The organism is bacterium, from assembly GCA_040755755.1.
Lineage (GTDB): Bacteria > SZUA-182 > SZUA-182 > DTGQ01 > DTGQ01 > DTGQ01.
In genome coordinates this window covers 26096-47187 of record JBFLZW010000022.1, presented here as the reverse complement: position 1 = coordinate 47187, position 21092 = coordinate 26096, and the positions used below count along the sequence as shown (strand labels likewise).

The window sequence follows — 21092 nt, the reverse complement described above, 5'->3', positions numbered from 1 at the left end:
CTGATGTGCGCCTTCCCGGATGCATCGAGGGCAATCGAGGCATACCTTCCTGCGTCTCCTGCACTGTCCACAACGTGGATTTGCCATGCGCCGGAAGCATTGGTGGCATACTTCAGGTCATCACTGCTATCGTCATAATAGCTGATGTGAACCTTACCGGATGCATCGAGAGCTATCGAAGTATACCTTCCTGCATCCCCTGCACTGTCCACAGTTTGGGTTTGCCATGAGCCGGTGACATTCGTGGCATACTTCAGGTCACCATTATCCATATCGAAACAACTGACATGCGCCTTCCCGGATGCATCGAGGGCAATCGAGGCATAGCTTCCTACATCGTCCCCTCCACTGTCCACGGTTTGGGTTTGCCATGAGGTGCCGGAAACATTTATGGCATACTTCAGGTTACCACTATCAACATCATAATAGCCGATACGTGCTTTCCCGGATGCATCGAGGGCAATCGAGGTATACCTTCCTACATCCCCGGTACTGTCCACGGTTCGGATTTGCCATGAGCCGGTAACATTCGCGGCATACTTCAGGTTACCATTATCCTCATCGTAATAGCTGATATGCGCCTTCCCGGATTCATCAAGAGCAATCGATGTATAGCTTCCTCCATCCCCTGAGCTGTCCACGATTTGGGTTTGCCATGAGCCGGAAGTATTCGTGGCATACTTCGGGTTACTATTACTTACATCATAATAGCTGATATGCACCTTACCGGATGCATCAAGGGCTATCGAGGCATATTTTCCCACATTGCCATCACTGTCCACAATCTGGGTTTGCCATGAGCCGGAAGTATTCGTGGCATACTTGAGATTAGTGTTGGTATTATCATAATAGCTGATATGCACCTTACCGGATGCATCGAGGGCGATCGAGGTATACTTTCCCACATTGCCTGTACTGTCCACAGTCTGGATTTGCCATGAGCCGGAAGTATTCGTGGCATACTTGAGGGCTCCATTATGCTCATCATAGTAGCTGATATGCACATTACCGGATTCATCAAGGGCGATCGAGGCATAGCTTCCCACCCTGGATGATGAATCTACTGTCTCATAATGCCAGGCACTTCCATCATGGTAAGTATAGTAAAGATGATCACTCCCATAGGCAATATGGGGATGATTGCCGGTATCGACCGCAATTGCCCTTGAGCTCATCTCGGTAAAAATCTTTGGTGCATCCACCCTCTCTATGGTCCACTCTGCCATGACTCCGCTCACCAATAAACTGCAAATGGCAAGAATAACCAGTGCTCCACCTGTCAAAACCACGCTTTTTCTCATACCACGATCCTCCCTTAAACTAACCAGTAAATTATTTATTTTTCATAAGGTAGGTATTCATGCTTTCAAGTCTCTCGTATCATCTATACCGTCTCTCGAAGGCAATAATGTTCAATTTCATAAGAGATTAAAGATATTGGAATTTTAGTGATATTAAATTTTAATAATTCTCGATAGGAATTGTCAAATTTTCAGTACTGCGGGAATGGATTTAAATTACCTTATCTCCAGCGCAGTTTGGGCAGGCTGGCCGGGTTTTTGGGGCCAACACCGACCTTCTCCCCGGCCATTTTCTCTCCTCCGCCGGCAGGAGATGAACCGCGTTCATGTGTAGCCGGGACGCCATTGATGATCAGCCAGGTGCATTGGTTCCTGCCTCTAATTGTGATTTCCGGCTCCATTGTCAGGGTAGCGCCTTCGGCTATGGTCAGACCGTTGAGCATATAGGGGCAATCCGGGTTATTGCCAAGGCGGGTATCGGCAGTGATCATTCCCGAAAGGCAGATTCCTCCGCCGCAATCTCTGACCGTGTTATCGGAAATAACGACATTTCCCGTGCAGTAAAGATAAGCTGCAAAGGTGCCGTTGTCCGAAAAGCTGTTGCCGGTGATTACGGGAGTTGAAGTGCCGATGGAGTGGATGCCGCAGGTTTTGTTATTGCGGATAGTGCAGCCGGTAACAGGGGGTCCTGAGTTACCCTCAGCCAGGATTCCCGGAGAGGAGTTGTCGGCAATGGTGCAATGGCTTATGGCCGGAGAGGCATCCTGGAGCCTGAGGCCGCAGGTCAGGCTGTTGCTGATTGTGCAGCGATTGAAGGAGGGCGAGGCGTTATCGCAGAATACGGCGCTCGCCCGGCTGCCATATCCTCCATAGCGAATAAGGCAGTAGTCCAGGATGCAGGCAGCATCGCTGCTGGTATCAGCAAAGGATATTCCATCCCAGTCACCGGCAGCAGGGGATGAATTATCCTGATCATTGTTCGTATCTCCACCATAGGCATCATCCTTCAGGGAGGTGAACACGATCGGGGCCTGCTCCGTGCCCCTGGCCGTCAGAGCACCGCTGACAGCCAGTCCGCTGCCCTGAGCGAACCCCTTGATTACCACACCCGGATCGATGGTCACGGCAGCGCCTTCGGCTATGGTCAGGCTGCCGAGCACATAGGGACAATCCGGATTATTGGCCAGGCGGCTGTCAGCGGCGATCGTTCCCAGCAGGTAAATGCCGGAGCCGCTGCCGCTTGCAGTGTTACCGAACGTGGCAACGTTCCGGGTGCAGGAGAGATAAACCGCAAAGGAGCCATTATCCGAAAAGCTGTTGGCGGTGATCGCGGGAGCTGAGGTGCCGAAGGAGCATATCCCGCAGGACCGGTTATTCTTAATCGTGCATCCGACAACGACAGGTTCGGAGTTGCCCTCACACAGGATTCCCGCTGAACCGTTATCAGCGATGGTGCAATGACTGATCAGGGGCGCGGCATTTTGAAGGCTCAGCCCGCTGGTTCTATTATTGCTGATTATGCAGCGGCTGAATGCTGGCGATGCACTGGAGCAGGATACGGCACCTGCCTTGCTGCCATACCCCCCATAGCGGATAATGCAGTGCTCCAGGATGCAGGCAGTATCATTACTGGTGCTGGAAAAAGATATTCCATCCCAGTCACCGGCAGCGGGGAGTGAATTATCCTGATCATTGTTCGTATCCCCCCCACAGGCATCGTCCTTCAGGGAGGTGAACACGATCGGGGCCTGCTCCGTGCCCCTGGCCTCCAGGCCGCCGTTGATGGTCAGGCGGCCGTATTGATTGTCTCCCTTGATTATCACCCCCGGCTCGATGGTCAGAGTGGCACCCTCGGCTACCGTCAGGCTGTTGACCACATAGGGACAGTCCGGATTATTGCCCAGAAGAGTATCTGCGCTGATCATTCCCGAAAGGCAGATTCCGCCGCCCAAGTCACTGACCGTGTTATCGAAGATGGATACCGTTCTGGTGCAGGCGAGATAAACCGCAAAGGAACCGTTAGCCGAAAAGGTGTTGCCGGTTATAAGCGCAGCGCAGGTGCCGGAGGAGTAAATCCCGAAGCTGCTGTTGCCGGAGATCGTGCATCCTTTGATGGCGGGGGCGGAGCTGCCCTCACACAGAATCCCCGCAGAAGAGTTGTTCGCTATCGTGCAGTGGCTGATGGACGGTGAGGCATCCTGAAGTCTGAAGCCGCAGGTCCGGTTATGGCTGATTGTACAGTTGCTGATCGCCGGAGAAGCGCGGTCGCAGAGGATGGTGCCAGCCTGACTGCCATGCCCTCCGTAACGGATGAGGCAGTGATCCAGGATGCAGGCAGCATCGATGCTGGTGTCGGTAAAGGATATGCCGTCCCAGTCACCGGCAGCAGGAGATGATTTATCATTGTCGGTATTGGTATCTCCACCCCAGGCATCGTCTTTCAGGGAAGTGAACACCACCGGGGACTGCTCTGTGCCCCTGGCCGCCAGGGTCCCGTCGATGACCAGCCGACTGCCGTGATCCCTTCCCTTGACCACCACCCCCGGCTCGATGATTAAAGCAGCACCCTGGGCTATGACAACCTTCCCGCACAGCACATAAACGCGGGATGGAGACCATACGGTATCATAGTCGATGGTCGTCCGGTCAGGGAGAAATACCAAGGGTCCGGTACTTACGGCCAGGGGATTTTTGACTGGCAGGGGATTGCGGGAAGTTGCGGGGAGTTTCACCGCCTGAGTAACCTTGGCCCCCCCTGCATCAGCCATTTTCACCTCGACTTTACAGGGTGCATATTGGGCCGGGGAGTCTGTCTTCAGCGGGAAACCAGGCCGTACGGGAACAGGAGCGAAAGGAAGGCTTACCCTGACGCCCAGGACAATAAAATCCAGATGGCTCACCCTGTCCAGATCACCGTTGGCCAAAATATCTGCCTGGCTCTGCCCGCATATTTTGATTCCCTGGCCTGCTGATTTATCCTCCGACTGGCAGCCACCTGACCGGATACAGGTCAGGTGGCTCCTGTGCGTCATCCGGTCCCTGAGCACCACCTGAGAGATGCAGTCATGCCCATAGTTAACAATCCTCACCGATTCAGCATTCCGGGTAAAAATACCGATATTCTGCCCGGACTCATAGGCCCGGTATCTCGATACCAGATGGCGGATCCTCTGTCCCAGCGCCTGGACATGGCTCCTGACATCCGGTTCATGATAGGCAGCTACCCATGAGTGCCTGGCCAGGGTATGAACTGCCTGCTCATGCAGCGGGAAATACCTGCCAAAGCCGCTCGTGCCGGAGCCGACGGTATTTTTCACCTTCTGCCAGGCTTTTTGATCATCCCCATCGTATCCCCGCAGCGTCAGGTATCTGCTTATGACTCCATTGAGGGAGGGAATGTATGCAGGGTCCTGGCCGTCGCCGATAAGACCACCCACGTCATATTGCAGCATGCTGCTCATAAGGCCGGGGAACACAGGGAAAGAATCGCCTGCGGAAGAGTTGCCGGTCCGGTCCGCTCCGATCTCAAGAAAACCGGAAAATTTCAAAAGCCATCCATTGATATCCTCTATGCCTTTGAGGAGATCGAGAGCAGTATCAAGGTTGCGTTGACGAAGACAGGCCGCATATGACAGTTCCCTGCACGCTACTTCAGCCAGGTCGCGGTATTTTACTCCGGGGCTGCATTCCTGATCCAGGAGAGTGACCAGCACCTGATCTGAGATCCCAAGATCACGAATATCCAGGGCATTCTTCATCTCATGCAAACCGGCATTGCTCACGGAAGCGCCAAGCCCGGCCCCTGCCGGGGTTAAACAGAGCATAACCGCAGCCGGACAGAGGATAACCGTCAAGCAAAGGACCGATACGAGATACTTCAGCGGGCTGTTTATTGGTATCCCTTGAATTATCAACCTGATCACCTGAAACCTCGGAGCATATGACAACCGCCAGATACCTTGACCTTGGCCGTTCAATCCCTCCGGAGAAAACCGGTAAAAGTTCAAGATAAATTTGAGTAAAAATTAATTTCGTCAAAATTATGAAAATTAAATTATGAAAAGAGGATGCCACTGGTATTATACTTCGACTAAAACCGGAAAGTTCAGTGAAGCCTGAGAATAATTAAGTTATCCACCTCGCCCTGCTCCCCTGACAGGGGCAGGGTTTTTGTGGAGGCAGGAGAAGAGATATCAAAGGGGAGAGAATGGGAATTGAGGCTTGGAATCGAGCATAAGAGCAGGGACAAGGGAAGTGCAGGGTGGGGCTCTTTTCTGCCCCCACCTGCGATTCCGCATATTATCCCAAATGAGTCACTATCCAGGCCATACTGATCAGAAAGATAATGAGTGGTTTGAGAATGTCGAACTTATATCTAATGCCATGCAAAACATCGGTAGCGTCCTGAAGAGGGGTGTAATAGTACGATTTAATCACCCTGATATAGGCCAGCAGAAATGAACCCAGCGCCATTAACCAGGCAAGAGAATCGATATATTCATTAGTTATCAGGAAATTGATCCAGTTGCGCATGAATTATAACTCCTTGAGACGAGCCTTTGACAATTCCCATACCTATGAGTGTCTTTTATGATAAGTCACGGAATGATCGAAACAAAAAGGTTATGTAAAATGCTTCCTATCTATTTTATCGAGATATTTACACTATTTCTTTACCATATATATTCGGTTATTACGCTCGATAAGCACTTGTCAGCTTCTGCTGTCTTTGTGCCCAAGTTACAATTTAAGATATATATCAAATATATACCAAACATATCCATTGTTTGTCAACAGAGATATATAAATATATATAAATTATAAATTACTTATAAAATATTATATAACTATCCTCATATATTCTCTTTGAAAAGAAGGCGACATGCTCGCCGGGAGATTCAGCCTCGCGCCTTAAAAACAACCGTTTTGAATAAAAAGCCCGAAAACATAAACTTTTACCTTGACTATCCTTTCAAAAATGGAATAAAATTGGCTGACTTGCTCCGGGATGTTTAATTTAAGTTAGAGGTAAAAATTAACTGTCATTATGAAAATCAAAGGGGCCATAAGAATCTTTGCCTTGGTACAAAGTCCTGCAGACCCGATTTCTCCGAAAGGTTTATCTTCCCGCAGATTTTTTCCGTCGATTTACCCATATTCAGTCAGGAATTATGTCGATAATACTTTCAGGCAGAACGTCCGATACGACCTTCACTGAATGATAAAAACCAACAAAGACCGATGAGCCACGCTCTCGGGGCGCAATAATTTCTCATCACGGAACAATTTGATTCAATTGGAAAATATTCGCAATACGCAATACTAAGGAAGTTTGAACAAAAATCACAAGAGTACGCTGAGACTTTTGACCACCTGTTTATACCACGCGTGGGAGATCGGGATTATTGCGTAAGGACAGTGCTCGAAGATGGAAGGAGGAATTACAAGAGAGCTGAACGTATCTGCTGAGGGTGAGGAAAAGATTCTCTTATTCATTTTCCCTTCAATAACGAGGTGATCAAATATGTATCGTTTACACAAGATGATTTACCGTGTGATGCCGGACGGCACAGGAAAACAGATTAATCCTTTTACCGGACGGGAAGTCTGGACGATTCCCGGACGGAAAAACAAACCCAGCTATAATAGTTTTAAATCAGCACCCAGGGAAATTACTCCCAGATCCCCGGAAGATTATTGTAATTTCTGTTTCGCTAACTATAAAAACACTCCGCCGGAGAAAGCCCGTCTGGTGAAAACCAGTCATGGCTATGAAGCCAGGAACCGTCTGAATGCGGAACAGGTCTTTGCCGAAGATGCCGATTTTCGGCGAATACCGAACCTTTTTGAAATCGTGACCACGGATTATTGGGAAAAAAACTATAACTTCAAGCTGGATGGCATAAACAAGGAGTGGAAGCAGCGGTATATTTCCAGTGATGAGGGATTAAAGCATGTATTGGGCATCATTGATTTGAAATTGAAGCTCTCCGGCCTGACGCCGGATGAAATCGCTGCCAAGCCCCTGGACGATAAGCTGAAACTGGCCAATGCCTTTTTCTGTGGCGGGCACGAGCTGATAGTCGCCCGGAAACATTATAAACCCGGTGCTCACTACGACACCGACCTGTGCTCTTCAGGAGAGCTTACCCAGGAGGAGCATTTCCACTACTTCAAGTTTACCATTGAGGCTATGGAAGACATCTATGCTCAAAACCGCTATGTCCGCTATGTGAGCATATTTCAGAACTGGCTGCGGGATGCGGGAGCATCTTTCGACCATTTGCATAAGCAATTGGTGGCCCTGGACGAGTGGGGAACCTCGGTCGAGCAGGAACTGGCTCTGGTGCAGTCTCATCCCAATATTTACAACGACATGGCAGCCAACTTCGCCTGCTATAATAACCTGGTCATAGCTGAAAATGACCATGCCATGGCTTTTGTCGATATCGGGCATGTTCATCCTACCCTGGTTATCTACTCAAAGAGCGAGCATCTGCGGCCCAATGAGCATACCGATGAGGAATTGCGGGGATTCAGTGACCTTGTGCATGCCTGTCATGCAGCCATGGGCAAAGCCATCTCCTGCAACGAAGAATGGTACTACTGCCCGCGGGATGCAATCATTCCCATGCCCTGGCATATCCTGATCAAGTGGAGGGTAAATACTCCGGCTGGTTTTGAAGGCGGGACCAAGATCTTTATCAACCCGATGGGACTGACCGAATTGCGGGACATTATGGTTCCCCGGCTGTATGAGTTGCGCGACAAAAAGATCATCGACGGCTTTAAAATCGCCGAAGAGTGCCCGGTCCGGCCCAACTCCCTGCGCTACAGCCAGCGGCAGGGCTATGCTGCCATAAACAGAGCGGCATCCATGAGCTATCCTTCGGAACTGGTCGGTGCAGGCCAGGAATAAACCCGGCAACTCTCCTTAAAATCGCTTATTTCGGATTTTCTGCGGCCTGTTCTCCACAGGCCGCAGGAAATCCGTTAATTTACCCTCGTCAGGTTCTTGGTTATTTCTTGAAAAACAGGTGCAGGGAAACAACCAGCATCAGGGAAGCGAAGAAGAACCGCAGCTTCCCTTCGGGGAGCTTATTGGCGATTACCGCGCCGAGATATCCGCCGACAAAAAAACCGAGAGACATAAAGATAGCGGGTTTAATATGGACATTCCCGCTTTGGTAGTACTTGAGAGCGGCAAACAGCCCGATCGGGGGAAGCAAAGTGGCAATGGCAGTGCCCTGGGCCTGGTGCTGGCTGTAGTGAAAAAGATAAACCAGGGCAGGAATAATGACCACCCCTCCGCCGAGTCCGAAAAAACCTCCGAATATTCCGGCTATGATGCCCAGGATAATATAGACGATAAACAACAATTTTTTCTCCTTCCTACCAGGAAAGGTGCGGCAGCAGGAGCATGGAATTGATCTTACAGCCAACATGCTCAGCCACGACCGGACATTTAGCTTTTAAAAGGAAAAATATCTTTTGAGGCACATCGTTTAAGGTTTCAAAATTTCCCTGTCCCTTGGCAATAATCAGATCGGCCTGATGAAATCGCCGGACGAAATCCGCAGAGCACAGTTCCAGGACAGTTCCCGGTGCATTGGCCCCGTTGTCAATGACCGGCACAAGGTCTGCCAGTCCGATGAACTCGGCATCTTCCCGCAGCGCATCATTAATGATAGGGCCTCCCTTGACCACAAAGGTAATTTTCTCAGAGGGAAGAGTTTCGATCAACAGCCGGTCGAAGACAATTTCTCCGGCATTATCCCCCAGGTAGAGGATCTGCCTGGCCTCTTGAACGGCCTGATCGAGCAGGGCAAAGGCTGCCGGATCGAGAGGAGTATCCAGTGCTTCCTGAACGGATTGGTGAACCTGTGACATTTGCAGCCGGGTGTGGATTCCAAAATCGATAATATTTCCGGCAATAGCCAGCCGTACGGCAACCTCAAGCGGATTCGGTGAATTTTTGATCTTTCTGGCCATATCCGGGTAAAGAGCCAGAGCGAGACGATTAAAACGATCTTTGGCCTCCCGGTAAGGGTCCGGCGCATGACACTCCCTTTGGATAAGGTTGTGAATAGCCCTGCCCATGGCCGGGGGAGGAAGGAGCAGATCGATCTCACTGGAGCAGCGAAGCACTTCCCGGAGTACCCGCTCCCGGACCTGGGCATCTGCATTGAGCATGTCCAGGGCATTTAAGGTTTGGTGGATGAAACAGGGGAAACAGTTGAGCGATGTCTTCATGATTGCACTCTGACCTTTTCCGGTAATTTTCCTGTGCGCTATTTTTCTGCGTGCTTCTGTATTGCAGGATGCATCATACCAGAAAAGATGTCAGAACGGCAAGGCGGAAAAATAAAAAAGAGCTTGGACAGGCTCAAAAGAAGCCACCTGTCCAAGCTCATCCTCTCTCCTTCGATAAGGTCGGATTACTGCCAGCCTTACCGTCAGAAAAGGTAAAGAGAAGGTACCGGCCAGAGAGCTGGAAACACCGACCCAAAAGACGAAAATGTCGGTCGGAGGGGTGGAGGGAATACCTGCTGGAGGCCTCCCAGACCCGAGATCACTGCCGGAGCTGTTACCGTAGACGTAGGGATCGTTGTTACCGGCGTTGTTACCAGCGTTGTTACCGGCGTTGTTACCGGCGTTGTTACCGGCACCACAACGGGAACTGTTACCGATGCCGGAGGCACATAACCGACCGGATAGACGTAGACCGTGAGCGGCGGAATCAAGGCAGACAGTTTGATGCTGGGGACCGATGTACCTGTACCCGTACCCGGCGGGCTTGTGAACGGCTTGACCGTCAACTTCACGCTTGTGGCTGAGGGAGGGACAAAAACCGTCGTCACCCCATTAATGGTAGCATGAGCTGTTCGAAGTGGAGAAGCAGTCAATGAGCTCCTCGCCAGTGTGGCAGAAGGGAACAGCCCAAGGCCTGCCGTCAGCGGATTAAAATAAGGAGATACGAAATCGTAGGAGTATCTGGGAGCCACAGGATTGCTCCAAAAAGGAAGCCCAAACAGGCCCTGGGCATTGGCGACCGAAAGAGCAGAAAATGCAACAGTGCCTGAAATGACCAAGGCCGTAATACCAAAGAGCAGCATCTTCATCATATTTTTCTGGGCAAAGCAGTGCATCATAGGGATTACCTTTCCTCATTCGAATGAACTTTCGCTATCACTGCGGACTCTGCCAAGAGTCCACCTCAACAGACCACAATCACAAGAACCGCAACATCAGCTAACCACAATCCCAAAGAACCACATCCGCAAAGAGCCTCAACCCATCGTGAACCGCACGCTCATCGAACCGCAACCCGCTTGAACCCCAGAAAAACCGCCTTCTTTGATCCCGGTTGTCCCTCCTTATCTGACTCCTGTATCAATCTCTGTTCAACAAACAGGGAGGCTTAAAAAAGGCTAGCCTCGCCTGTTGATAAGGGAAGCAAGTCAGGTGCCAGTATTTTTCTGTTCGGACAGATGTGAGAATTTAAGAGGTTAGCTAATCTGACAGACAGGAGCGAGAATAAAAAATATGCAATTCGATTCATAAATATTAAAACTATGCAATCTGATGCATGGCAGGTAGTATAAAGTCAGGAGTCAGGAGTCAGGAGCCAGGAGCCAGAATAAAGACTGTCTTTTCTTCTGACTCCTGAATTCTGACTCCTGAATTCTGACTCCTGATTAAAAATGTCCTTAGTAAATAAACGGTATCAGCCTCTTTGTCCTTTTTCTGTAAGCTTCATAGAGGTCAGGAAAGGAGCTTATCATTATCTTTTCCTCACGGGAAATCCTCCTGTTGATCCATATCCATGAACAAATCGTCACCACCAGAAAACCGGTAAGGCTCGCATGGATGAGGGGCAAAGACGACATTATAAGAAAGACGCCCAGATACCCCGGGTGCCGGATATTATGATATACTCCATAATCCACCAGAGATTGCCCTGCCTTTCTCACGTTAAGGTTATACGAAAAGTTAATTCCCAATGCCCGTATGGCCAGATACCTTAAAATTATTCCCAAAATCAGTATAAAAAATCCTAAATAGATGATAAACTTATGCCTGACATCTCCAAAAATCATGCTGAGGATTAATCCGATTAAGGCTCCTGCTTTGAGGAATCTATCGATTAAATCAAAATCAATCTTATGGCTTCCTTGAACAGCAAACGCTTCAACTGCCCCCCAGAGCATCATGATAACCAGCACAAGAATACGTCCCTGAGTCTGAAGGGATAAAGGCATGCGGGAAGTGCTATAGACGAGGGCAAGCAATGCGGAAATGCCCAAAGGCATAATTAATCCTCGTATCTTATCCTTGAAGTTTGAGTTATTATCCATTTTCTTTATCCTTATCTTGTATTTTTACCTCGCTCTCCATTCGAGGGTGCTCCCGATGAGCAGGGATTATTCAACAATTATCCAGCGTCCTGATAATTAATGTATTCGGAAGGTATGATAAAAGAAAAACTACTCACCTTATCTCATCTCATTAATAATGAAATCGAAAAATGGACCCAGGGATTCAAAAAGCGGAATAATCGGCCACCAGAATGCTTTCATTTTGAAAGCCGGGGAGGGCCGGGGAAGAGAAATGTTGAAAAATTCGAGAACCGGATAATGCTTGCTGTGATTACTGCCTGAAAGTGAGGGACCGCCAGCTTGACAACCCTGCCGGGAGTATGGTACAGTTCCAAAAATTTTACTAATAACCAAGGGGGAGAGGCAGATGAAAAGCTACAGTAGAAAGACGTGGTCAGTACTGATCTTGGCGGCTCTTTTTTTAACTTCCTGTGCATGTCACCAGCACTCGTGTACCTATCATCCTCGGGAGGAAGGTTCTGTTTCTCAAGGCATCAGTGCATCGCAGGGCTCCGATGCATCTCAAGGGTTGAGCATGTCTCAAAATCCGGCTGCTGCCCAGGCCCAGACGCAGGCACAGGTTCAGGCACCGGCCCAGGGCTCCAATCCGGACCAGTCTCAGGACTCCAGTCTATCTCGGAGAGAAAAGATCATGCAGAAAGCCCTGAAATGGATTATCGACCATCCGGCCAGTTTCCAGGATGGCGGGTTTTTGGAAATGGGTGAAGAAGCGAATTTGTTCTATGTGCTCTCCATCCGGGCTAAGACTGCCGAGGAGAAGCAATTTTACCGGGACCGGCTGGCCAGGATACTTCAGGAGCTGCGGTCGAAGAAGGATTTTCGCATCGAGTTCGCCGGAGAAATCACCGCCTATCTGGCCATTACCAAGGCTGCTGAAAAATTAGGATTTGAAACCGGAGACCTTCATCAGTTCATCAAACGGGAAATCCTCAATAGTGAGATGACGTATCCTCCGAATATTACCTATGTTATCCTGAACAGCGCGCTTTTGCGCGATTTGGGCTATGAGCCGAAGGTCCCGATGGAAACCTCCATCGGCCAGGGGGTGATTGCCTCCATGACCAAAAACAGCTATCTCATTCCCATAGGGAAAAGTTATGCCTCTGACCAGGATGTGAGCAATTTCTTCTACGACATTACCCATGAGATTTTCGCTATCTCCAGCTTTGGTGATAAAAATCCTGAAACCATGCTCATGCCCAAAGAGCTGGAATTTGTTCAGCGCATTATTCCAGAAGGAATTAATCTGTATTTGCCGAAAAAGCAACTGGACATTTTATGTGAACTGGTTGTCTGTGCAAAAATCATGAACTATACGAACGTGCCGGGTCTTGAGAAAACGGTGGATTTCATTTTTTCTTCCCAGGAGGAAGACGGAGCGTTCGGTGTCATTCCCCGGATGAAGGACCTTGGCCGGGGAAACATCTATCGTCATGGGGTTCTGGTCGCTGTCTGGGCTCTGGCCTCGTAAATCGAAGAAAAGGAGAAGATGAACCGGTTTACCATCACTGTTTATCCTGAAGGGAAAAAGATCATCGCCTCCGAAGGAGATGTGCTGCTGCGCGTGCTGAAAAAGGCCGGGTTTCCGATCCCTGCCTCCTGCGGCGGGCAGGGGACCTGCGGCAAGTGCCGGGTCGTGGTCCGGGGGGGCGTATGTCATGCTTCACCCTCACCTTTTTTGCGAAAAGAGGAGATTGGAAAAGGGTATTGTCTGGCCTGTCTGGTTCTGGTGGAAGGAGACATGGAAGTTGAAATTCCGCCTGAATCACGGGCCGCTGCCGGTGGACCGGCGGTTGTGGTAGGCCACAAGGCCGGCGGAGACAAACCGGATACCGCCCCCGGTGCGCCGTCCGCTCCTGAATCCACCCCGTCTCCCGCCCCTGGTGTCCCTGCTGCCGGATCACGGATCCTGTTCGAGGAAAAACCGGTAGTCAGGGATAAACTGGTACTGGGCAAGTGGGAAATCGAACCCCGGACCCGGCGGGTGCATCTTCAGATGCAGCCTCCCTCCCTGGATGATCATCGCAGTGATATCGAGCGCCTGCGGGCTGATCTTGTGGTCCGGGGGTTTTCCGGCGAGCGGATGCGCTGTCCCCTGCCGGTGCTGAAGAAACTCTCCAAGGTTTTGCGCAGCGGCTCCTGGCAAATCACGGTCACCCTGATCGAGCTGCCGGACGGGGTGGAGATCCTCGATATCCAGCCCGGGGATCAGACCCAGCATCATCTGGGACTGGCCATCGATGTCGGCACCACCTCGGTGGTCGTGTACCTGGTCGATCTTTTAACCGGTCAGGTCATTGACACGGCCGGAAGCTATAACGCGCAGATCCGCTGCGGAGAGGATGTCATATCCCGCATTGTTTATGCACGGACCCATGAAGGCCTCGCAGAGCTGCAGCAGCTCGTCGTCGGCACCATGAATGAACTGATTGACCAGATCCTGCAGGGGACCGGCCTGGCTGCCCGGAATATCGGCTGCATCGTGGCCGCAGGCAATACCACCATGATCCACCTCCTGCTCGGTCTCGATCCCCGCTACATCCGGGAAGAGCCATATATTCCCACCGTGTCTTCGGTCCCGCCGGTGAAAGCCGCGGAGATTGGCCTGAAGGTAAATGAGCATGCCTATCTCTATTGCCTGCCCGCTATCGCCAGCTTCGTGGGCGGTGATATCACGGCCGGTATCCTGACTACCGGCATGCACAAAGAGCCCCCCCTGACCATATTTATCGACATCGGAACCAACGGTGAGATTGTTCTGGGAAATGCGGACTGGCTGGTAACCGCCTCCTGCTCAGCCGGACCGGCCTTTGAGGGCGGGGAGGTGCTGCACGGCATGCGGGCCGCGTCGGGTGCCATCGAGAGTGTGGCCATTGACCGGGAAACCCTGGAGCCCAGAATTTCCGTGATCGGCCAGGCAGCGCCTGCCGGTATCTGCGGTTCGGGGATTATTGATGCACTGGCTGAAATGCTGCTGACCGGCCTGCTCGACCGCAAGGGGAAGATCTGCCGGGACATCGCCCATCCCCGTTTGCGGGAAGGAGAGTACGGCTTCGAGTATGTGCTGGTCTTTGCCAAAGATTCGGCCATTCAGAAAGACATTGTCATTACCGAGATCGATATTAATAATATCCTCCGGGCCAAGGGTGCGGTCTATGCCGGATGCTCCACCCTGCTCAAGCAGATGAGCCTTGGAGTCGAAGATATCGAGCGGTTTTTGATTGCCGGAGGATTCGGCAGATATCTGAATATTCACAATGCAGTCGTGATCGGTCTTTTGCCTGACATTCCCTATGAGAAATTCCGCTATCTGGGCAACAGCTCTGTTACCGGAGGACATCTGGCCCTGCTTTCCCAGAGGCTGTGGAAAGAAGCCGAGCATATTGCCCGCTCAACCACTTACCTCGAATTGAGCACCTCGGCCTCTTTCATGGATGAATACGTCTCCGCCCTCTTTCTCCCCCATACGAATATCTCGCTCTTCCCCCGGGTCGAGCTTCTCCTGGGAGAGAGAAAGTGAAGCACGGCTGAAGGAGAACAGCCGCTGAGCGGACAGGGTTTACTTGCGGTAGTTGCGGATGAAATTCTTGATGCTCCGGTCATAGGTTTTCTCCATCTCAGGGGTAAAATAACAGGCAGGCAACTGATGCATTTTCCGGTGATAGCTGACGCATTCGCAACAGAGCCCTTTGCGCGGGCACGGCTCATAGGTACAGTTACACTCCTGCTTATTCGCTGTCTGGTGACATTCAGGCATCTTCACTTTCTCCTTGCGGGTTTTACGGGTTAATAGGGTTTACAGGGGCCAGAGAGGATGACCATCTGGCAAGCGGCATTATACGTGAGTCCCTGTCTCAGTGTCAAGGCTTGAGTATGGCCAGTGGGTCAGTGATCAGTGATCAGTGAAGAGCGGCCAGGAGCCAGAAGAATTGGTTCCACCGCTCAGGGTAAGCAGATGGAGGGTGGGGTTTATACCCCACCGAATACCGCACGCGATCTGGTTGCCGATCCTAGTAATACAAACTGGTCGCGGATTTATCGCGAGGCGTAATTATAATTAAGGGGGAATTTTTCAAGGACATGGAACCCTGGATATACATCAATGGAACATTCTGGCCAAAATCACAGGCCAAGGTTTCGGTGTATGACCACGGACTGTTATATGGTGACGGTATTTTCGAAACCCTGAGAGCCTATGGAGGAAGGATCCTCTTTCTCAGCCGGCACATCGAGCGCCTTTTGGCCGGAGCACAGGCTATTTCCCTGGAAACCGGCCAAACGCCCGGTGATATCCGGGATATCCTTTACCAGACCCTGGCCAAAAATCATCTTGAGGATGCCTACCTTCGCCTTTCCATAACCAGGGGGGAGGGAGAAATCGGCCTTAACCCGGCTCTCTGCCCCAAACCCACGATCATCGTTCAGGCCAGGGCATTTTCCGGCCATCCGCAGGAGCTTTACCAGGAGGGGATCCGGGCCGAACTGGTCCATATCCGCCGCAATGCACCAAAGGCCACAGACCCGGCCATTAAATCACTCAATTTCCTGAACAATATCCTGGCCATGCAGGAAGCCCTGCGGGCTGGAGCCCGTGAAGCCATAATGCTCAGCCAGGAGGGATGGGTATGTGAAGGCAGCGTCAGCAACATTTTCTGGGTTTCCAACGGGATTCTGAGAACCCCTGATCCTGCGGTCGGTCTTTTGGCTGGCGTGACCAGAGATGCGGTTTTGGGTCTTGCCCGCCTCTTTGGGATAGCGGTCGAGGAGGGATACTTTCCTGCCCAGGACCTGTTCACGGCAACAGAAGCGTTTGTCACCAATACTACCTATGAGGTCATGCCGGTAACTTCACTTGGCCGATGTCCGGTAGGAGATGGACAGCCCGGCGAGATAGCGCGCTTTCTCCTGCAAAAATACCGGGAAAAGATCAGATCTCGGGTCGGACCAAGATAAGTATATGATATTAAAATAGACAATTCTAAAACAGATGCTTATTTTTAGCCTTAGAAGGGTAATTTTGGGCTTAAAATTACCCTTCTAAGAAAAAAGAGGGAACAAATTCCAGGCAAGGCATTGAATTAAGGCTGCTGGGCTCACTGCGAGAGAGACAAATGGTGATCATGAGCTACGGGAACCACGGCAGCTTCCTTACAGCGGTGATTTTGCCCCCAAAAATGGCCTTCTAAGGCATGAAAACACCTACTTTTAAGATATCTATCATAAATAAAACAATATGATGGTTTGGTCCGACCCCGGAGGCATCAGGTCTGGATCAGGTGATTGAGAAATTTCTCGCTGTCCAGGATCGCGTCCTTGTCGAGGAGAAATCTTTTCTGGCCTGTTTTTTCCTCTACCAGCCGAAGCCCATGCTCATAGTTGCGAAAGATCTGCTCGCAGAAAGACTGAGGAGAAATGTCCCTTCGCAGGACTTCAGCGGTGATGTAATTGACCGCGCTCTGGTCCAGGGTAATTTCGATGCCGCACCTGATGAAAAACTCTCGTTCGTAGCTTTTGAGAGCCTCGTGAATTTTGATGATCCGCTCGAGGATCTGATCGATGGTGTATCCGCCGGTCACGATGTTATCAACAATGATATCGATGGCTTCGTTATCCAGCAGCTCATGATAGATCCCCTGCAGCTCCACTCTGCGCCTGATAATCGATTGGCGAACGGAATTTTTCTCCTCCTGGAGAAGGCTCTCGTAGCGTTCCATCAGGTCCGTATTGAAGGGATCGTTCAGCAGCTTGTCCAATTCGGCCTGGGGGTTTTGGATGATTTGCCCGGTAACGACAAATCTGTCGATACTGGTCGAAGGCAGCAGTTGTTCGAATCTCATGAGTGATCGTTCAATCACGCTCACCAGTCCCCTGGCCCCCGTCTTTTCCCGATATGCCTGTTTTGCTATCTCCCGCAGGGCTGTGCTCTCGAACTGGATATCGATCCCATAGGCCTTGAAATCAAACTTTTTGTTCAGAATAATCGAGCAGTTTTTATTTTTCAGGATCTGAAACAGGTCCTCTTCGTCCAGATCGTCCAGGACCGTCACGATGGGCAGCCGTCCGATAAACTCCGATTCAAATCCATACTCGATGAAATCTTCGGCTTTGGCCTGCTTCAGCAATGAAACGCGAGACTTTTCTTGCGGCAGGGTTGAGGCGCAAAAACCGATCTTCTGGTTATACAACCGCCGATGGATGATTTCCTCCAGTCCATTGAAGGCCCCGCTGACAATGAAAAGAATGTGCCTGGTGTTGATCGTTTGCGGTTCGCTTTTTCCAGTCTTGCGGTAATTTTCCAGGGCCTGAAGCTGAGACAAGGGATCATGGGGAACCCTGAGGCTGACTTCCGTCTCTTCCAGGGGTTTGAGCAGTGCTCTTTGTACTCCGGTTCTCGATACATCCAGCCCGTAGTGAGTACCGTGGGAGGCGATTTTATCGATCTCATCGATGTAAATGATTCCGTATTGCGCCCATTGAATATCGCCATTGGCCTCGCGGACGAGATTACGGACCAGATCCTCCACGTCACCTCCGACATAGCCGGTCTCGCTGAACTTGGTGGCGTCCCCCTTGACAAAGGGGACTCCGATCCTGCTGGCAATCAACTTGATCAGATAGGTCTTTCCGACGCCGGTAGAGCCCAGCATGATGATGTTGTTCTTGATGTTCCCTATGTCCTGAAACTGGTGGAGCCGCTCGCCGCTCTGCAGCAACTGGATGCGGTGGTAGTGGGTGCAGACTTTGGTCGCCAGGATTTCCTTGGCATCATCCTGCTTGATAACATACTGGTCAAGAAATTCTTTCAACTCCCGGGGACGCAGCCCGAAATTCATTCTCCTGGCAGGAGAAGAGGAAGAACGATAACTCGTCGAATGGGGTCCGCTGGTTTCCTCCTGGTTCGTTTCCCTGGGAAAGACGGGAACTCCGAGAACCCGTCCTCCATATTTTTTCTGGAGAAATTCATTCAGATCTTTTTCTAATTCTTTTTTTGTTGGAACATTTTCATCCTTCATGCATCACCTACCACACTATCGGCCTTTCTATCCGTTTTTACGAGAATTTGTTTTCTTTTTTTTCTTACTATGATAGCATATCGTTTATGCGGAATTCAAATCCACCTCCAGGCTAAAATGGGAGGCGCTTTTATTGTCTCTGCTGCCTCATCCTCTGCGCTCCTATAGACAAGTCGGTTATTGACGATTTTGTCTGTAACCGAAGCCGCCCGATCTTCTCGCGACGGAATTTGGGCCGACGTTAGCCGGTGTGGTATAATATTGAACAGGAGTCGGAAGTCAGGAGAAAAGAAAGCCTTTATTCTGGCTTCTGACTCCTGGCTTCTCAATAAATGCTATGATTGTTGCTGTTTGTAGAATAGAATTATACATTCCTGAATCCAACTCCCTGAAGGCGAAGCGGAAGGTTATTAAAAGCCTGAAGGATCAGGTGAGAAACAAGTTCAATGTGGCCATTGCCGAGGTCGATCTGCAGGATTTATGGCAGCGGTCAGTTCTGGGAGTTGTCACCTTGAGTAATGACCGCAGCAAGGTGGATGAAACTCTGGCAAAGGTGGTTTCCTTTGTCGAACGTACCGACCTGGCCATCGTTGGGCATTATGAAATCGAAGTCTGGTGAATGTTATACTCCGAACAGGTAAATATTGAACTTTTAGTCAGGAGTCAGAATTCAGAAGCCAGGAGTCAGGAGAAGATGATGCTTATTCTGAATTCTGACTCCTGAATTCTCAGGAAAAGTTCAGTTCTCAGCCATGGGGAGTGTATACTGCAAACGGGTTAAAACTTTACTTTTTGTCGAGAATTCAGGACTCAGGAGTCAGAATAAAGGCTATCTTTTCTTCTGACTTCTGACTCCTGGACTCTGACTCCTAATAAGAAGTTCAATATTCACCCGTTCACAGTATAGTATATCAGAAGTGAGACAAGGAGAAGGGTCGATGCTCGATTACAAGCGAAGCGACAGAGTTGGACAACTCATTCGGGAGGAAATCTCTTCCATCCTTCTGGAAGAAACCAAGGATCCGAGGATTCAATTTGTCAGTATAGTCCGGGTGGAAGTCAGCGATGACCTCAAGCATGCCAAAGTTTTTGCCAGTGTCCTGGGCTCTGCGGAGAAAAAGAAAGAAGCTCTTGAGGGATTGAAAAGCGCTCAGGGATTTATCCAGAAAAAGCTGGGCAGAAAACTGCGCTTACGGTACACACCCGAGATCCTTTTTCGGATGGATAGTTCGATCGAAAGAGGGGCACATATTTGTGAATTGCTAGAAGAAATACATAATGAGGATAAACTGAAGCATGAAGAGTAAAAATGTCCGATATAATTAGGGAAGTTGTGGAATGGATTACCAGGCACCACACATTTTTGATTACCTCGCATGAGGCGGGTGATGGGGACTCCATAGGTTCGCAGATAGCCATGTCTTGTATCCTGGAAAAAATGTACAAAGGCAGCCTGATTCTGAATAAAGATCCTCTACCCCATACCTATGACTTTCTCCCCGGTGCTGAGAGGATTAAGACTCAGCCGGACGGGAACCCGGCGGAATTCGATGCCGCCATTGTTCTCGATTGCGGATCCCTCGATAGAACAGGAATTTCCCTGCCCCCGGTATCCTCGTGCCTCAATATTGACCATCATCTCAACAACGATCGCTTCTGCCGGTTGAACTGGGTTGACCCGCACATGTCCTCCACTTCGGAAATGGTTTACCTTCTGGCTGATGCCTTATCCATTCCTCTTGATCCGGTTATCGGCAGCAACCTTTATACCGGCATACTGACCGATACCGGAAACTTTACCTACAGCAGCACTACTCCCCAGTGTCTGAGGATAGCAGCCGCTCTGATCGAATCGTCGGGGGTTCAGCCATCTCAGATCGCGGGTCAGATTTATGGCCGGAAAACAGCGGCTCAGATACTGCTTCTGGGAATTGCTCTCAGTAGTCTGAAACTGAGTGAGGACCGGAAGATAGCCACGATCTATTTAAAGGAAGAAGCGTTTCAGGAGCATGAAGCAACTCCTGCCGATGCCGAAGGAGTAGTCAATTACCCCCTCACCATCGGCTCTGTGGAGGTAGCGGTTCTGTTCAAGGAGATCTGTGAGGATTTCTTCAAGGTCAGCTTTCGATCCAAAGGGCGGGTCAATGTCGCTGCAATTGCCGAGGGTTTCGGAGGGGGCGGACATCATAACGCTGCCGGAGCAAAGATGAGGGGGAATTACGCCCAGATCCGGGCGCGGACATTGGAATCGATCCAGCGGCAACTGGCAGACTCACCCCCCTTAAGGGAAACAGGAAGATTTTGAAGAAATTAATCGATCCATATTCAAATTTCTCCTGATCTTTGATATAATAGGGTTTCACTGGAAAGTTGAAAAA

Annotated in this window: 17 protein-coding genes; 8 read left to right on the top strand and 9 right to left on the bottom strand. The window is 50.3% G+C overall.

Going from position 1 to position 21092, the window contains the following annotated elements; all coding sequences use genetic code 11:
• The 3 genes from AB1611_07585 to AB1611_07575 form a co-directional block, all read right to left on the bottom strand.
• The coding region (locus AB1611_07585) for a carboxypeptidase regulatory-like domain-containing protein (protein MEW6379454.1) at window positions 1-1301 on the bottom strand (1301 nt) is incomplete at its 3' end.
• A gap of 221 nt (window positions 1302-1522) precedes the next feature.
• Window positions 1523-5125, bottom strand: a complete 3603-nt coding sequence (locus tag AB1611_07580; GenBank protein MEW6379453.1) for a right-handed parallel beta-helix repeat-containing protein — start codon at window positions 5123-5125, stop codon at window positions 1523-1525.
• Between the two features lie 475 nt (window positions 5126-5600).
• Complete coding sequence (locus tag AB1611_07575; protein ID MEW6379452.1) at window positions 5601-5834, bottom strand: hypothetical protein; 234 nt, start codon at window positions 5832-5834, stop codon at window positions 5601-5603.
• A gap of 991 nt (window positions 5835-6825) precedes the next feature.
• Between AB1611_07575 and AB1611_07570 the strand changes: the two genes are divergently transcribed.
• A complete protein-coding gene (locus AB1611_07570) occupies window positions 6826-8220 on the top strand; it encodes a DUF4921 family protein (GenBank protein MEW6379451.1) in 1395 nt (464 codons plus the stop codon).
• 100 nt (window positions 8221-8320) lie between these two features.
• Here the strand turns inward: AB1611_07570 and AB1611_07565 are convergent, their stop codons facing one another.
• The 4 genes from AB1611_07565 to AB1611_07550 form a co-directional block, all read right to left on the bottom strand.
• Window positions 8321-8746: a sulfite exporter TauE/SafE family protein gene (locus AB1611_07565; protein ID MEW6379450.1), complete on the bottom strand. Its 426-nt coding sequence runs from the start codon at window positions 8744-8746 to the stop codon at window positions 8321-8323.
• On the bottom strand, window positions 8694-9554 hold the full coding sequence (locus AB1611_07560) for an ARMT1-like domain-containing protein (GenBank protein ID MEW6379449.1): 861 nt from the start codon (window positions 9552-9554) through the stop codon (window positions 8694-8696). Before AB1611_07560 ends, AB1611_07565 begins: the two co-directional genes overlap by 53 nt.
• A gap of 203 nt (window positions 9555-9757) precedes the next feature.
• Window positions 9758-10453, bottom strand: coding sequence for a hypothetical protein (locus AB1611_07555; GenBank protein ID MEW6379448.1), 696 nt, complete (start codon window positions 10451-10453; stop codon window positions 9758-9760).
• 558 nt (window positions 10454-11011) lie between these two features.
• On the bottom strand, window positions 11012-11659 hold the full coding sequence (locus AB1611_07550; GenBank protein ID MEW6379447.1) for an isoprenylcysteine carboxylmethyltransferase family protein: 648 nt from the start codon (window positions 11657-11659) through the stop codon (window positions 11012-11014).
• Window positions 11660-11773: 114 nt separating this feature from the next.
• Between AB1611_07550 and AB1611_07545 the strand changes: the two genes are divergently transcribed.
• The 3 genes from AB1611_07545 to AB1611_07535 all read left to right on the top strand — a co-directional run bounded on the left by AB1611_07545 (window position 11774) and on the right by AB1611_07535 (window position 15221).
• A complete protein-coding gene (locus tag AB1611_07545) occupies window positions 11774-11962 on the top strand; it encodes a hypothetical protein (protein ID MEW6379446.1) in 189 nt (62 codons plus the stop codon).
• A gap of 85 nt (window positions 11963-12047) precedes the next feature.
• Window positions 12048-13172, top strand: a complete 1125-nt coding sequence (locus AB1611_07540) for a hypothetical protein (protein ID MEW6379445.1) — start codon at window positions 12048-12050, stop codon at window positions 13170-13172.
• 18 nt (window positions 13173-13190) lie between these two features.
• Window positions 13191-15221 carry an ASKHA domain-containing protein gene (locus AB1611_07535; protein ID MEW6379444.1) on the top strand — a complete coding sequence of 677 codons (2031 nt, stop codon included), beginning with the start codon at window positions 13191-13193 and terminating at the stop codon, window positions 15219-15221.
• 39 nt (window positions 15222-15260) lie between these two features.
• On the opposite strand, the gene AB1611_07530 is transcribed toward AB1611_07535, so the two are convergent.
• Window positions 15261-15458 (bottom strand): DUF6485 family protein, encoded by a 198-nt coding sequence (locus AB1611_07530; protein ID MEW6379443.1) that lies wholly within the window; start codon window positions 15456-15458, stop codon window positions 15261-15263.
• Window positions 15459-15781: 323 nt separating this feature from the next.
• On the opposite strand from AB1611_07530, the gene AB1611_07525 reads away from it, so the two are divergent.
• On the top strand, window positions 15782-16654 hold the full coding sequence (locus AB1611_07525) for an aminotransferase class IV (GenBank protein ID MEW6379442.1): 873 nt from the start codon (window positions 15782-15784) through the stop codon (window positions 16652-16654).
• Window positions 16655-16962: 308 nt separating this feature from the next.
• On the opposite strand, the gene AB1611_07520 is transcribed toward AB1611_07525, so the two are convergent.
• Window positions 16963-18714 (bottom strand): AAA family ATPase, encoded by a 1752-nt coding sequence (locus tag AB1611_07520; protein MEW6379441.1) that lies wholly within the window; start codon window positions 18712-18714, stop codon window positions 16963-16965.
• 337 nt (window positions 18715-19051) lie between these two features.
• Here AB1611_07520 and AB1611_07515 point away from each other — a divergent pair, with 337 nt between their 5' ends.
• The 3 genes from AB1611_07515 (at window position 19052) to AB1611_07505 (ending at window position 21019) form a co-directional block, all read left to right on the top strand.
• Entirely contained in the window at window positions 19052-19333 is a 282-nt protein-coding gene (locus AB1611_07515; GenBank protein ID MEW6379440.1) for a DUF503 domain-containing protein, read from the top strand.
• Between the two features lie 319 nt (window positions 19334-19652).
• Complete coding sequence (rbfA, locus tag AB1611_07510) at window positions 19653-20021, top strand: 30S ribosome-binding factor RbfA (GenBank protein MEW6379439.1); 369 nt, start codon at window positions 19653-19655, stop codon at window positions 20019-20021.
• A gap of 2 nt (window positions 20022-20023) precedes the next feature.
• Window positions 20024-21019, top strand: a complete 996-nt coding sequence (locus AB1611_07505; protein ID MEW6379438.1) for a bifunctional oligoribonuclease/PAP phosphatase NrnA — start codon at window positions 20024-20026, stop codon at window positions 21017-21019.
• Window positions 21020-21092 lie beyond the last annotated feature (73 nt).

Excerpts from the sequence above, each read along its gene's own strand:
- AB1611_07580 (MEW6379453.1), bottom strand. The coding sequence starts at position 5,125 with ATGCTCTGTTTAACCCCGGCAGGGGCCGGGCTTGGCGCTTCCGTGAGC.
- AB1611_07575 (MEW6379452.1), bottom strand. The coding sequence starts at position 5,834 with ATGCGCAACTGGATCAATTTCCTGATAACTAATGAATATATCGATTCT.
- AB1611_07570 (MEW6379451.1), top strand. The coding sequence starts at position 6,826 with ATGTATCGTTTACACAAGATGATTTACCGTGTGATGCCGGACGGCACA.
- AB1611_07565 (MEW6379450.1), bottom strand. The coding sequence starts at position 8,746 with ATGTTGGCTGTAAGATCAATTCCATGCTCCTGCTGCCGCACCTTTCCT.
- AB1611_07560 (MEW6379449.1), bottom strand. The coding sequence starts at position 9,554 with ATGAAGACATCGCTCAACTGTTTCCCCTGTTTCATCCACCAAACCTTA.
- AB1611_07555 (MEW6379448.1), bottom strand. The coding sequence starts at position 10,453 with ATGATGCACTGCTTTGCCCAGAAAAATATGATGAAGATGCTGCTCTTT.
- AB1611_07550 (MEW6379447.1), bottom strand. The coding sequence starts at position 11,659 with ATGGATAATAACTCAAACTTCAAGGATAAGATACGAGGATTAATTATG.
- AB1611_07545 (MEW6379446.1), top strand. The coding sequence starts at position 11,774 with ATGATAAAAGAAAAACTACTCACCTTATCTCATCTCATTAATAATGAA.
- AB1611_07540 (MEW6379445.1), top strand. The coding sequence starts at position 12,048 with ATGAAAAGCTACAGTAGAAAGACGTGGTCAGTACTGATCTTGGCGGCT.
- AB1611_07535 (MEW6379444.1), top strand. The coding sequence starts at position 13,191 with ATGAACCGGTTTACCATCACTGTTTATCCTGAAGGGAAAAAGATCATC.
- AB1611_07530 (MEW6379443.1), bottom strand. The coding sequence starts at position 15,458 with ATGCCTGAATGTCACCAGACAGCGAATAAGCAGGAGTGTAACTGTACC.
- AB1611_07525 (MEW6379442.1), top strand. The coding sequence starts at position 15,782 with ATGGAACCCTGGATATACATCAATGGAACATTCTGGCCAAAATCACAG.
- AB1611_07520 (MEW6379441.1), bottom strand. The coding sequence starts at position 18,714 with ATGAAGGATGAAAATGTTCCAACAAAAAAAGAATTAGAAAAAGATCTG.
- AB1611_07515 (MEW6379440.1), top strand. The coding sequence starts at position 19,052 with ATGATTGTTGCTGTTTGTAGAATAGAATTATACATTCCTGAATCCAAC.
- rbfA (MEW6379439.1), top strand. The coding sequence starts at position 19,653 with ATGCTCGATTACAAGCGAAGCGACAGAGTTGGACAACTCATTCGGGAG.
- AB1611_07505 (MEW6379438.1), top strand. The coding sequence starts at position 20,024 with ATGTCCGATATAATTAGGGAAGTTGTGGAATGGATTACCAGGCACCAC.